Origin of the sequence: Petrimonas mucosa (assembly GCF_900095795.1) — a bacterium.
Lineage (GTDB): Bacteria > Bacteroidota > Bacteroidia > Bacteroidales > Dysgonomonadaceae > Petrimonas > Petrimonas mucosa.
Genome location: NZ_LT608328.1, coordinates 251627 through 265242 on the forward strand (window position 1 = coordinate 251627; position 13616 = coordinate 265242).

Consider the following 13616-nt stretch of genomic DNA (forward strand, 5'->3'; position numbering starts at 1 on the left):
TCCAAACATCATGAACCGGCAACTCTTCTTTCAGGAAATCAATCGTTCGCTCTTCAACAGGAAACTGAACGACCGCCAGCGGGAGGGGATCCTCCACAAGCTGGCTGCGTTCGCCAAGTTCGAGGTGACCGTCGACAGTTGGTGCGCCTACATGCTGGCCACTTCTTATCATGAGACCGCGCATACCATGCAACCCATTGAGGAGTGGGGGAAAGGCATGGGGAAATCTTACGGGAAGAAGATCAAACAAAGTGGCCAGCCTTACACCTGGCCGGACAAGATCTATTATGGCCGGGGTGATGTCCAGCTCACCTGGTATGAGAATTACGAACGGATGGGTGATCTGATGGGCCTGCCGCTCCTGGAACAACCGGAGCTCGCTCTCGATCCCGAGATCTCTGCCCAGATCCTGGTTGAGGGAATGATCCTGGGTAAATCCAACCGGGGCGACTTCACCGGCTACTCGCTTGAGAACTTTTTCAACCCCCAACGCGACGATCCCTTCGGTGCCCGCAGGATCATCAACGGCCTCGACAGCGCCCACACCATTGCCGGCTATCATTACAAATTCCTGGAAGCAATCCGTAAAGCATCATGATGAACGAACACAAACTTACAGCTTCACAACTCACAATTGTTGTACCAAATGCTACACCAATTTTTGTACCAGTGGTTGTACCAGTGATTGCACCAGTGGTTGCACCAAATAGAACAACACCGGTTGTCCTGTTGCTCTTCACAACCCTACTCTTCCTGGTGGGTTGTAAACCCAAACAAATCATCACTGAAAAGGTGGTGACAAAGATCGACAGTACAGCTGTGATCTCTTTAAAGAATGAGCTTCATGCAAAGGAGATCCAGGTAGAAAACCTCAAAACCGATTTTAAGCGCCTAAGCGATGGGAACACCCGGTTGATGAGCGAGGCTTCAAGCCACACCATAAACTATGACACCGCAGCCCCTGTGAATCCCCACACTGGGAAATACCCCATTGCTAGTGAAACAATCACCCAAAGCAAAAGCTTTCTTGAAAAAACGATCAAAGAATTTGAGATCCAGGAACAGGAGTACAACAATGAGATTTACAAACTAACACGGGAAAACCAAAACCTTGAATACTCCCTTGAAACTTTAAAAGAGGAAAACCATTCTCTTAAAGAGAAAATCACTCCAACAACCGGATTTAATTTCAAACTTTTCTTTGCAGGTATGATCTTCGGTATTGTACTTATACTTATTTCAATTGCTTTTAAAAACAAAATTTTATCCCTCAAAAAACCGAGCAATTTATAACGGTCAAGTATAAGCGTAGTGCGGGGATTTCGGAGCGATTATCTGTCCGCCTACCGCAAAGTTTCTTAGGAGCAAAAATGCTTATTTTAGCAATTCAGCCCGCATTACGCTTATACAATGTTACCCTGCGTTTTTTTTATTTTAAATATTCTTGAACCAATCTGGTTTTATTTTAACCTCTTCAACCAATTCAACTGTCACTCCTAAATTTAACTCTTTCAGTTTTTCAGCAAAGTCGTTACCGTCAATTAAGTCAATTGGTGTCGCGCCATCTCTTTGTGCTTCTTTTTTCGCTTCCCGAGTGAAACTTCCGGTGGTCATAATAAGTCCTTTGTCTGCTCGTCCGCTCATTGCACCTCTAAAGTCTCTAATTACAGAAGATGAAACAGAACCTTGATATCGTTTAGCTTGAAAAACTACGTGAAATGATAAAACACCACCAAGTCTAATCATTCCCTTTCCATCAATTCCACCATCATTTGTCTTTCCTGTAACTTCAACGTTCACAAACCCTAACTCTCTTAAAAGTCTTTGGCAAAGCCGCTCAAATTGGTCTGGATGAATGCTTTTTATTGTATCAAGTAATTTGTCTTGCCAAGAAAACTCTTCTATTTCTTCTGTTGTGTCTTGAAGTTCTGGTGAACCATTTTCTTCGGTTTTCTTTTGAAGTCGCTCTTCTCTGTCTTTTTTAACGACCGCCTTTTTAACTTTCTCTTGGTTTACTTCAGTTGTTTTTTGTCCTTCTTCGGTCAATGCCCAAACACCTCTCGAAGAGTTTTCTATAAGTCCATATCTTTTGAGATAGTTTCTTGCCCAAGCAAGTCTGTAAGCCAATTTAGTGGTGCTTTCTCGGTGAATTTCATTAGTCGCTTCCTCAGACAAATTTAATAGTTGAGCAACCTCTTCTTCAATTTCACTTACCGCTCCTGAACCTCCGAGTTTTTTCAGTGCCTTTAATGTAGGGTTAAAGAGGTCGTCATATTTATATTTAAAATGTTTGTCCATTAGTTGGTGTCTTTTTTAAATGCAGGGTAACATTTGTATATACGCAACACAATTGCGTATATATTTCATATATCCACCGTCCTTGTTTTGCTAATTCGTAGAATACTAATACTTTATAAATAATTGTGTATTTTAATGCAATTGCGTATACAGTCTTTTTATGTAGCAGTTAAGGTTACTGCAACTCGGAAACCTATGTTTCTCATCAGTACCAGGATTATAGATGCAAAACTAACAATAATTTATATAAACAACGAAATATATCGATATATTCTCTCCAAAGGTTAAAAAATAAGCCCCTAATATCTTCAAAATCCTATATTACTCTCCCTGAATTAATCGCCGCATAATTCTTCTCCGGATTCAACAGCTTCAAATTAATCTCTCTCCGCTTTTTAGCTGTCAACTTCACATAGCCGGCAGTGACATCTTTCCTGGTACTATGGCCTACCATCTTTCTAACCACGATGGGGTTCACGAGTAATTCACTGGTGAGGTGGGTGATATAGCTGTTCCTGGTATAGGAGGTCGATAGATCTGGATCCAGCCCCAGCTCATTCGCTATCTGTTTGAGTGATGTGTTGATCTGGTCTAAACTGAGCCTCATCGCGTTGATGATTTTTCGCTCATTACTGTCTGTAGGTTCAATGCCATTCAGGAAGGGGAAAATGTATCCATCCTGTTCTTTGTTCCCCTGCCGGTTTATAATCTCGATCATTGGGGGAAGGATCGGCACGTAGATGAATGTTGGTTTCGCTGTCTTTCTCAGTGTCTTCTTTCGTTGAAAGACGATTTCATCGTTCGACACATCGATGTTCTCATACCGCAATCGGCAGAGGTCCCCGAAATTCAATCCGTTGCAGTAGAACATGAAAACGAATATGTCACGCGCGGTGGCTAGCGTAATATTTTCTGTCTGGTAATCTTCAATCTTCCATATTTGTTCGATCGATAACGCGATCTCTCTTCTGCCTCCCTCCGGAATGGCATATTTTCCCCTTGACACACCAAATGGGTACTTCTCTGCATCGATATATGGTTTATCGCCCCTGTTATTGTTAATGATTGCTCTCAATGTCCTCATGTAAATTCCCATTGTGGCAGGAGTAATTTCAGTTTCGAACCAGAATTTCTCGCACTCTTCCAGGAACTCCGGGGTTATCTCCTCAAAACGGATTGTTTGAGCAATATCAAGGACCTCTTTCCCGATGGTTATATGCCGCTTCTCTTTACAAAGCGCGATGAAAGCATTTTTATCAACACGATTTCTGAGTTGCCTGAAATACTTGTACCGCATCAACGCTTTGATGGTAGCCTTGTATACCCCTGCACTCCCAATTCTGTACTCACTTTCTAAAAGAGCTATTTTTTGATCAAATGCTTCATTCAATCCTATTGAATCTGGTGAATTGTTGATTAGTTTATCCAAAGCGTCAAATGAAAAACTATTCTTTTCAGCAAGGCCATCGATTGCCGGTATTAGGGTTAATCGTAAATAGCGATCAAGGGTTTGTTTGCAATCACTGTGCTTTCTTAAATCCCTGTTTACAAAATCATCCCAGTCATCACTTGAGAATTCAAATCCGGTGAAAATGTGCTTTAACTTCCGGTTAAAGGTGATTCTCCAGAATACCGGCGCAACTTCATCACTCGTTTTCCGATATTTCCTCGTCAATTGTACCGAAATATTTCTGTTTTTGTACTTATAAACAGATTTTTTGTTGGTTGTAAGTCCGCTATTTTTCATACTTTTATCTATTGGAAGTTGGGTAAACAATGGGTAAACAAATGTATGAAAACATCTATATATATATCGAATTATCAGGTATATTTAACATTGTTAATTAGCTTAAAACGCAATAATACAGCAATATATGAATATATCAGATGTTATATATAATATGCTAAAATTGACTCTTAATCAATGGGTCGAGGGTTCGAGCCCCTCCGGGGTCACAAGATGAAGCGCTTGAATATCAAATATTTGAGCGCTTTTCTTTTTTACATTTCGCCAAGTTATCGTTCATAATTTGAAATTGGTTGATTCATGAAAGAGTTTGCCGCCATCGATTTTGAAACAGCCAACTCCCATCGGTCGAGTGTCTGTAGCGTAGGTGTGGCTATTGTACGCAACGGAGTGATTACTGACAGGTTTTACAGCCTGATCCGTCCCGAACCGGAGTATTATTACTATCTGAACACTCAGATACATGGCATAACATACAGCGATACCATGAATGCACCGTTATTTCCACAGGTTTGGCGTCAGATTGAACCTCTTATTGAAGGGTTGCCACTAGTGGCCCATAACAAGGCGTTCGACGAAAGCTGTCTGAAGGCCTGCTTCCGGACCTACCAGATGGATTATCCCGGTTACGAGTTCCATTGTACCCTGCGGGGTGCAAGATCACAACTGAAGGGGTTACCCGATTACCGGCTCGAGACCGTTTCGGCACATTGCGGGTTCTCGCTAAGGGACCACCACCACGCCTTGGCCGATGCTGAAGCCTGTGCATGGATTGCTATACAGATCTTTTAGTAAAATAGAGATTGCATCCACCCCCCTTTTGTTTTTCACTGGATGGCTGATAGATACTACCCGTTTCAGGAGGATAAACGCTCAACAGTGAATCTCAACACAGTCCGCAGTTTATCTGGCGACACCTTTCTGACATCTCCGAGATAGATCTCCCTATGTGTTTTGGATTTACGGATCAAATTCGCCTGACCGGCAAACGACTCCATCATATCAAAACTCTCCGGTTCATTCTCATAACTAGTCGTTCCTTATAAATTCGAATTAAGCTGAAAAATATATTTTATCTTGGTGGAAAAACCATCGGAAAATAAAATATAAAAATTTTTCTTTCAACTTTTCCATCATTTTCTTCAAGTTCCAAGCCGTAGCTGCCAGGTATGCGTTGATTTGTATGCCTTTTTCAGCCCACAAGTAATTCTGTTCCATACGGAAATCCTTTTTAAGATGTCCGAAAATAGGTTCAATTGCCGCTCTGGCTCTGCATTTGTTCCGTTTCTGCCGTTTTTGACAAGGGGTGTCTTTGACTTTGGGCTTGCCGGGTGTAATAATGCTTACGTCTTTTATCTGCTTTCGTCCTTTCCCGCCACGGTCATAAATGAGTTCTTTGGGTAGTTTCAACTTATTCTCTTCCATCTGTTCGAGTAACGGTTCTATGGTGTCGCCGTCGTATGGGTTTCCCAAAAATGCTTTTACCGCCGTGATGATTTTCCGCCCTTTTCTGCCCGTGGTGATCATCCCCACTTTATTGCCGAACTCATACTGCTTGTGTGCCTTTCCCTTGGCAATACAGCGGGTAAAGGGTTTATGCAGACTGTAGATTTTATCCTTGTCGTTTTTCTGTTGATTCACTGCACGCTTGCAGAGTGAAAGCGTCTGTTCGTATCGTTTCTTTTGTTCCTCTGTCATTTTACGTTCAAGTTCCCGAAGTTGGATATTGGCGATCGTTTTCAAGCGACGTTTGGCTTTGTCTGCCCGTTTCTTACGTTTGGGATGCTTGCCGTTGTAAGTGTCTCGCAGCAGTTGTTTACTTTCACGGGTGTACCGCTGACGTTGCATGATGCCTTCACTCCCTGCAATGGCATTGCACTTGTCGATAACCTTTTTGCAAAGCTTGGCATCGGTAGGAAAGGTGGTGTTGTTTTCTTGAACAGTAGTGTCCGAAAGAACAAACCCGGTTTGTCCCGGCAGTTTTTTACCGTGAAGTTGTACGCTGTAAGCGAATATTTTTCCTATCCCTTCTTCTCCCACACGGTTACGGAAATGGACAAAATCGCTCGGATCAAAAGGAAACTCATGTTCGAAGAACTCGCATCCACAAAAGTACTGGAAATAAACATCCCGAACCCAATACTCGGGAATACGCTCATCGCCAAGATTGTACAGGTGCTTCAAAAGCAGGCAGCCGACCATCAAACGGATGGGAACGCTTGGCGCACCTCGTTGTGAATACAAAGGTGTAAATTCTTCCTCAAAATATGACCAATCGATCTTGTCTGCCAAAAGAACGAGTTCATGCCCCATATCGATGAAATCTTTCAGCATCGGGCGAAACAAATCGCGTTGTCCTTTTTCCGGTAATTTCCCTAACATGATTTGCAGAGTTTTAGTACCTAAAGACATTAGTGTCCACTAAAAATTAGAAAATGTTCTTTGAAATTATTGATATACTATACTTTACAGGACTTTTTTCGGCGTGACGATTTGAATTTTTATTTTTGTTCTTTTTATTATGAAGGAACAATGAACAAAGGCAAATTCGTGTATGCTCAGATTGTAGAATTCTTACCTCAGCGAGTTTTTGACACCATTGTCTTAAAGTATGATGGTAACAGATATGTAAAACATTTTACATGTTGGAATCAACTTCTTGTAATGGTGTTCGGGCAACTTACCAACCGTGACAGTTTACGTGATTTGATTGTGGCAATTGAAGCCCACAGCAGAAAAAGTTACCATCTCGGTTTTGGAAAAAGTGTTACCCGTAGTAATCTTTCAAAAGCAAATGAAAATCGCGATTATAGGATCTTTGAAGAATTTGCTTATTATCTCATCGGAGTTGCCAGACAAAAGCTGGAAAACAATGATTTTGAGATAAAAGGTAAAGTCTATGCTTTCGATTCCACAACCGTCGATTTATGCTTGTCAGTATTCTGGAGGGCTAAGTTTCGCAAGAATAAGGGTGGAGTAAAAATCCACACTCTTCTGGATATAACCACACAAATACCGGTTTTTGTGCATATTACAACTGCTTCGGTTAATGACATGAATGCAATGGATGTAATTCCATATGAGGTGGGTGCCTATTATATCTTCGACAGAGGATATGTTGATTACACCCGTCTTTATAGGATTACAAAACTGGAATCTTCATTTGTAGTCAGAGCCAAAAAGAACCTGAAGTTTGAAGTTAAGTCTCATAATCCGGTAGATGAAACTACAGGTGTCATGACCGATCAGACAGGTTTCTTGAAAGGATTCTACACATCTAAAGATTATCCTGAAAGCCTCAGGAGAGTTGCATTTTATGACAGGGATAAGAACACGACGCTCATATTCCTTACAAATAATTTTGAACTCACAGCCGATCAGGTTGCAATGCTTTATAAGAACCGTTGGCAAATAGAACTGTTCTTCAAATGGATCAAACAGCATCTAAAGATCAAATCTTTTTGGGGAACTTCCCGGAATGCGGTTAGAATCCAAATATACAGCGCAATTATCGCATATTGTTTGGTTGCGATTGTAGGACACGATTTACAAATCAAGCGAACAACTTACGAGATTTTGCAAATTTTAGGAATCTCTCTTTTAGATAGAACTCCTGTAAATGAACTATTTACCAATATAGATATCAATGATGTCAAAGATCGAAATGATAATCAACTGACGCTCAATTTATTTTAAGTGGACAGTAGTGACCTAAAGATACAAAATATTGCAAAAAAACACAACTGTTTATGAGATTATTTTACTGAATATCTGATAAATATACGCTTTTAAGGAGCGACTATTTAACAAACATTAATCCTCAATAAAAACAAAACCTGTGATGAGAGTTTAGCTAATCAAAACCGAAATTTCGTTATCAAATACTGACAATGTGTAAGAAAAGGTTTGCAAAATTATGTTTTGAGGGATAAGAGGCGAAATTTGAGGATACTACAAATATACTACATCAGCCGTACCAGGTCCGATATTTAACTATTTATCTGTCTCACTGATACTTAACAAGTGTAGAATTTTTACACAATTATTGATCGAGATCAATCAGCATGTGGATTTAATGAGGAGTACCGTATGCCTGCTTGATAGTAACAGCGTGAGGAAAAGCAAAGAGCTCTCCGGTTGAATCCGGTTCTATCCAATCAAAAAACGAGCGTATGTTCTGATATTTTGACAATGCATCAATAGTTAAATTTACATTTTTATATTGTTTTTACCTGTACAGAATTATCTTTGCACTATAAAGAGCACAGCTGATTACTTTTTGATTATTATCGAGCGATTAAATATGTCATTTTAACAGGAGAGACATATCGCCGGTTTTTTACCCGACCGCAATGAGACAGAAGGTGATTAATAAGAAATCAATGCTTTCAGACAGACACCTGTTTGAGCGTATAAGCGAGGGGGAAGAGCAAGCTTTTCATCTTTTCTTCAGGAGATACCACCAACGCATGGTTACATTTACAGGGAAGGTGGTGAAGTTGCCCCATGTTGCAGAAGAGATTGTACAGGAGGTATTTATCCGCATATGGGAAAATAGGGGAACATTGGCGGATATCAGAAATCCCGAAGATTATCTTTTCATCCTGATACGCAATCATGCCCTTAATCACTTACGCGCCGCAGCAATTGAAGAGCGCCGCAGGGAACAACTCTGGGAAGCATTGGAACAACAGGCTGCCGACATGACAAGTGCACTGGAAATCAAAGAGGCTGAAGCTTTCTTTGCAAAGATTCTGGCAAAACTCACCCCTCAACAGCAGCTGATTTTCAGGATGAACAGGGAAGAGGGGTTATCGCACCTGCAAATTGCAGAAAAATTAAACCTCTCCAGACATACAGTCAAAAAACATGTCGCCAACTCCATGAAAATATTCAAAGCTAACCTGAAATATTTCGGCCAGCTCTTCCTTTGAGATTCAAGATGCAGCTGAAGATGAAAAAAAAAACAGCTGACGAATACTCCCTCCCGCCCATTTCAGTGTCTTTAATATAAAAAGCATCCAACAACATGGCCGATTCGAGAAAAGCGATCGACAATCTTTTCAAAAAATACCTCGACAACAACTGTAGCAGACAGGAGTTCGACGAACTGTTGGACCTGGTGGATGAAGGCAGAAATGACGACAGATTAAAGGAGTTGTTGGAGCAGGAGTGGAATAGAGGTGCCTCTCGATCCTTCCGGCAATTGTCTAATCGGTGGCTACGGGTAGTTGCGGCCGTCCTGCTGTTGCTGACCGTTTCACTCTTTATCCGGAAAGAGGGCAACGAGACCGTCCGATCTTTGGTTCACCGGGCAGAGTATAGCCGAGTTTCAGGTATCACCCGGGTAAAACTGCCCGATGGAAGCACAGTCATGCTTCGTGGGGGGAGCCGGCTCAATCTCGACAGCTCCTTTGCGGTGAAAAGCCGTGAAGTGACACTGCTGGGCGAAGCCTTTTTTGATGTCGTCGCCGATCCGGAGAAACCATTTATCATCCATACCGGAAAGGTGAAAACCACGGTATTGGGTACCGCCTTTACCATCAAGGCAAATCCCTCCGACCCGGTAATTACCGTCACCGTGACCCGCGGAAAGGTGAAGGTGGAAGATGAGAGGAGCCTGCTGGCCACTCTTGAGGCAGACCGGGAGCTGGTCTACCATACCACTTCAAACCAGGTGACTGAAAAAGAGGCAGACAACAACAGGGAGACGGAATGGAAACCAGGCAAACTGGTCTACCGGAACAGCACCTTCGAAGAGATCGTACAGGAGATCTCACTCATCTACGAGGTTCAGGTACTGTTTGAGGAGGAGAGACTGAAACATCGCCAGATCACCGCAACGCTCGATCTCCAGGATTCCCTGGAGAGCATCCTGGAGATGTTGTGTGTAGCTCAAGGAGCCAATTTTGTAAAGGATGGCGAGAGATACCTGATAAAGTCACAGGAAGAGTAACCCAATGAATGAAAATGAAGAATCGTATGAAAAAAAATTATCCCCACGAACGAGCGGTAGCACGTCGATCACTCTTTAAAAGAGGGGGTTGGCTTATCTCTGCACTAATATTATGCATCGCCGCCCATGGACAATCCGAAGCGGACATCCACACCAGGACTGTCACGCTGGGGTTCACGCAGGAGAGGCTCTTTGATGCGTTACTGTTACTTGAACAGCGCTCAGGTTTTCAACTGGTTTTTCCAAGCGAACCGGTGAATGCGGCCCATCTGATCGATCTGCCCGAGGAGGAGCGGACCGTGGCTGTCACGTTGCAGCTGATTCTCCGGGAGACTGGTCTCGGATTCCGGCAAAGTGGAAAGACAATTGTTCTCTACCCGGAAAACAGACAAAACAATCTCCCGGTTAATCAGACAAAAGTAACCGTCAGGGGTACCGTAACCGATGAGAAGGGTGAACCGCTGCCCGGTGCGGTAGTCATGCCTAAAGAGGAGTCCGGAATCAACGGCACTGTCACCGATCTGGACGGGAAATTCATCCTGTCCGATCTTCCGGCAGACGGAATTCTACTCATCTCTTTCGTGGGCTATGAAACCCAGGAGGTTGCCATCAACGGTGCCACAGCACCCTTGTATATATTGCTGCGCCCGGGGGTACAGCTCCTGGAAGAGGTGGTGGTGACAGGTTATCAGTCCATTGCACGGGGAAAGGTGACCGGAGCTGTCTCGACAGTAGATGCCGACGCGTTACAGGAGCGTTATACCACCAACATCATCTCCAACCTGGAAGGACGTGTGGCCGGTCTGGTGACCGACGGGGAGAAGATCACCATCCGAGGTGCAGGAAGTCTTTATGCCGGAAACAACCCGCTGGTCGTAGTGGATGGACTGCCTATCGAGGGCTCGTGGCAAGACCTGAACCCATACGACATTGAGAGTGTGACCGTCCTCAAGGATGCGGCGGCAACCGCCATGTATGGATCGCGGGCTTCTGCCGGCATCATTGTGATCAACACCAAAAAACCGCGCCAGACAGATCGTGTCAGCGTTGATGTACAGGCAAATTTCACCATCCATCAGAAACGGAACCTGGATTATGCCGACAACTTTTATATGACTCCAGCCCAGCAGGTGGATGCCGAGGCCGACTACTACAAGTACAGATATATTACCGAAGAGACGGCTGTAAACAACCGGGTCTCTTTCAGAGACAATACCCTCAATAAAAACCGCCCCTTCTCCCCCATACAATATGCATACTACCGGTTGGGTGAAAACCTCGTTACCGAATCCGAAGTGAACCAGTTGCTGGGAGAGCTGCGACAGAACAATTACGCCAAGGAGTATGCCGAACATCTCCTGCGCAACCAGATCGTGCAGCAATACAACGTAGCCGTCCGCAACATGACGGACAGATACCAGTCGAACCTGGTCTTCAACTACAAACATGACAATTCGGGTTACATCAACGAAAACGACAACCGGTTTACCATCTTCTACAAGGGAGAGTACAGGATGGCCCGGTGGCTGAACCTGAGCTTCGGAGTGAACAGTATCCTGCAGAACGGCCATTACTCCAGTTACGATGGCTGGCTCAACAAGGCCAAGGATCCTTTCTCCGAGTTTGCATACTCCAGACTGATCAACGATGATGGAAGCTATGCCGACCATAGCCGGTTCAGCAACGGACTGTTCGAAGATGATCCCGCCTTTCGCCCCTCGCACTACAATGCGCTGGAGGAGATGGGCTACGATCAGACCCGGTACGACCGGCAGAGTTCGCGCTACAACGGCGGGCTGCTCTTCTACCTCATGGAGGGATTGACGGCTCAGGCACAGTTTATCTATGAGTCGGAGCGTAGCAACAACAGCCGCTTCTCCGAAGCGGAGAGCTACCTGATGCGGATGATGCGCAATGCCTACACCCGAAGGAGTGGCGACAACTGGGAGTATATGATTCCGGAAACCGGAGGGCGACTGGTGACTGAAAACCGCAAGGGCGACTACTGGACCACCCGCGGACAGTTGAACTATTCGCGACTGATTGCTGAAAAACATGCCATCGACCTGCTTGCCGGTCTGGAGTTCAGGGAGACACGCCACAAGGGAACACGGAGCCTGCTGATGGGCTACGACGACCAGCTTCAGACACAGAACACGGCCAATCTCGACCTGGTGGAATTGCGGGCCTGGCAAACGAATCCCTACTATTACGACATGAACACCATCTCGTTTTTCAGTCTGATCGAAAATGGCATGGGGCTGATTCCCGAAGAGTGGCACCGTTTTGCTTCCGGTTACGGAAACGTGACCTATACCTACAATAAAAAATATAACCTATTCGGTTCGTTCAGAAAAGATTATGCCGATGTGTATGGCCTCAACAGCAAGTACCGCGGGAAGCCGTTATGGTCTGCCGGAGCCAGCTGGGTCATCTCCGACGAACCGTTCATGGAGGCGACGGGCTGTGTCAACTACCTGAAACTACGCACAAGTTACGGCATCACCGGTAACATTGTCCCGAACGTCACCAGTATCATGGTGGCCACAACCAACATTCCGGTAAATACCTGGACCCAGCAACCGCGGGCACAGATAACCAGGCCGGCAAACCCGTTTCTCACCTGGGAGAAAACCGCAACCTCCAACCTGGGGGTAGATTTCGGACTCCTCAATACGCGACTGCGGGGGGCGATCGACTTCTACTATAAGCGGGCCGATGATGTTTACGCACTCAAAACATTGGAGCCCACAACCGGGTTCTCCAATATGTGGATGAACATGGCCAGTTTATACAACAAGGGAGTGGAGCTGGATCTTACTTACGACTGGTTTTCGAGTGGGGGCGACCGTAACCGGCTCACCTGGAGCACCAACCTGACCATGGCATACAACCACAATGAGATCACATACATCGAATCGCTGGCCAAAACGGCCGGAGATCTGGCAGGTGACTACCGCTACAGGGAAGGATCTCCCATCAGTGCCATGTGGTCCTACCGGTTTGGCGGATTGACCGATGAGGGGCAAAGGACATTTCTCGACCAGGATGGTACCCAACTGACCGGAAATCAGATTAGTGGAAGGGACGTTGACGCCGTGATCTTTTCGGGACAAAGAGATCCCAAGATCACAATGGGTATGATCAACACCTTCAGGTATAAGGGATTCAGCCTTTCGGCAATGGCTGTCTACTACGGCAAAAACCATATGCGCAGCCTCCAGGAGGGAACACTCAGCAGTCCTGCCGGTGCCTATAACCCTGAACCGATGCGCTCCTACCTGCTGGACGCATGGAGACCTGACCATACCGATACGACTGTGCCCGGAATCTTCCAGTACGACAGATCATCCACCACGGACGGAGCAGGGGCATACAACTTCCTGGATATCTACGTCCAGCCGGCCGATTTCATCAAGATACGCAACATCGTACTCGGGTATGACCTGCCAGCTGCATGGAAGGTAAAAGGAGGCCTCCAGAACGCAACCCTGCGTTTCCAGATAGACAACCTACCACCTCTCTGGAAAAAGAACCGGATAGGGGTGGATCCCGAAACCGGGGGAATCTCCCGTCCCGCCTCTTTCATTCTGGGGCTGACACTCAACTTCTAAC

The 13616-nt window shown here is 44.9% G+C and carries 10 protein-coding genes and 1 tRNA gene; 8 read left to right on the top strand and 3 right to left on the bottom strand.

The window, feature by feature from the left end; genetic code table 11:
• The first annotated feature begins 10 nt into the window (after positions 1-10).
• Positions 11-598, top strand: a complete 588-nt coding sequence (locus ING2E5A_RS01095) for a glycoside hydrolase family 19 protein (protein ID WP_071135819.1) — start codon at positions 11-13, stop codon at positions 596-598.
• Positions 595-1293 carry a hypothetical protein gene (locus tag ING2E5A_RS01100; protein ID WP_154670000.1) on the top strand — a complete coding sequence of 233 codons (699 nt, stop codon included), beginning with the start codon at positions 595-597 and terminating at the stop codon, positions 1291-1293. The genes ING2E5A_RS01095 and ING2E5A_RS01100 overlap by 4 nt, the downstream gene beginning before the upstream one ends.
• Before the next feature lie 141 nt (positions 1294-1434).
• Here the strand turns inward: ING2E5A_RS01100 and ING2E5A_RS01105 are convergent, their stop codons facing one another.
• Positions 1435-2298 carry a restriction endonuclease gene (locus ING2E5A_RS01105; protein WP_071135821.1) on the bottom strand — a complete coding sequence of 288 codons (864 nt, stop codon included), beginning with the start codon at positions 2296-2298 and terminating at the stop codon, positions 1435-1437.
• 316 nt (positions 2299-2614) lie between these two features.
• Positions 2615-3688 carry a tyrosine-type recombinase/integrase gene (locus ING2E5A_RS01110; protein WP_161941918.1) on the bottom strand — a complete coding sequence of 358 codons (1074 nt, stop codon included), beginning with the start codon at positions 3686-3688 and terminating at the stop codon, positions 2615-2617.
• A gap of 496 nt (positions 3689-4184) precedes the next feature.
• Between ING2E5A_RS01110 and ING2E5A_RS15170 the strand changes: the two genes are divergently transcribed.
• Together ING2E5A_RS15170 and ING2E5A_RS01115 are read left to right on the top strand one after the other, a co-directional pair.
• Positions 4185-4254: transfer RNA gene (locus ING2E5A_RS15170), tRNA-Ser, on the top strand.
• 91 nt (positions 4255-4345) lie between these two features.
• Entirely contained in the window at positions 4346-4837 is a 492-nt protein-coding gene (locus tag ING2E5A_RS01115) for a 3'-5' exonuclease (protein ID WP_071135823.1), read from the top strand.
• Positions 4838-5098: 261 nt separating this feature from the next.
• On the opposite strand, the gene ING2E5A_RS01120 is transcribed toward ING2E5A_RS01115, so the two are convergent.
• Entirely contained in the window at positions 5099-6427 is a 1329-nt protein-coding gene (locus tag ING2E5A_RS01120) for an IS5 family transposase (RefSeq protein ID WP_154670015.1), read from the bottom strand.
• A gap of 150 nt (positions 6428-6577) precedes the next feature.
• Here ING2E5A_RS01120 and ING2E5A_RS01125 point away from each other — a divergent pair, with 150 nt between their 5' ends.
• The 4 genes from ING2E5A_RS01125 (at position 6578) to ING2E5A_RS01140 (ending at position 13615) form a co-directional block, all read left to right on the top strand.
• Positions 6578-7741, top strand: a complete 1164-nt coding sequence (locus ING2E5A_RS01125; RefSeq protein WP_071135825.1) for an IS4 family transposase — start codon at positions 6578-6580, stop codon at positions 7739-7741.
• A 686-nt stretch (positions 7742-8427) separates the two neighbouring features.
• The gene (locus ING2E5A_RS01130; protein WP_161941919.1) at positions 8428-8979 is read left to right on the top strand and encodes an RNA polymerase sigma-70 factor; all 552 of its coding nucleotides are present in this window, start codon (positions 8428-8430) and stop codon (positions 8977-8979) included.
• A 95-nt stretch (positions 8980-9074) separates the two neighbouring features.
• Positions 9075-10001 (top strand): FecR family protein, encoded by a 927-nt coding sequence (locus tag ING2E5A_RS01135; RefSeq protein WP_071135827.1) that lies wholly within the window; start codon positions 9075-9077, stop codon positions 9999-10001.
• Positions 10002-10027: 26 nt separating this feature from the next.
• Positions 10028-13615, top strand: a complete 3588-nt coding sequence (locus tag ING2E5A_RS01140; RefSeq protein WP_161941920.1) for a SusC/RagA family TonB-linked outer membrane protein — start codon at positions 10028-10030, stop codon at positions 13613-13615.
• Position 13616: the final 1 nt, after the last annotated feature.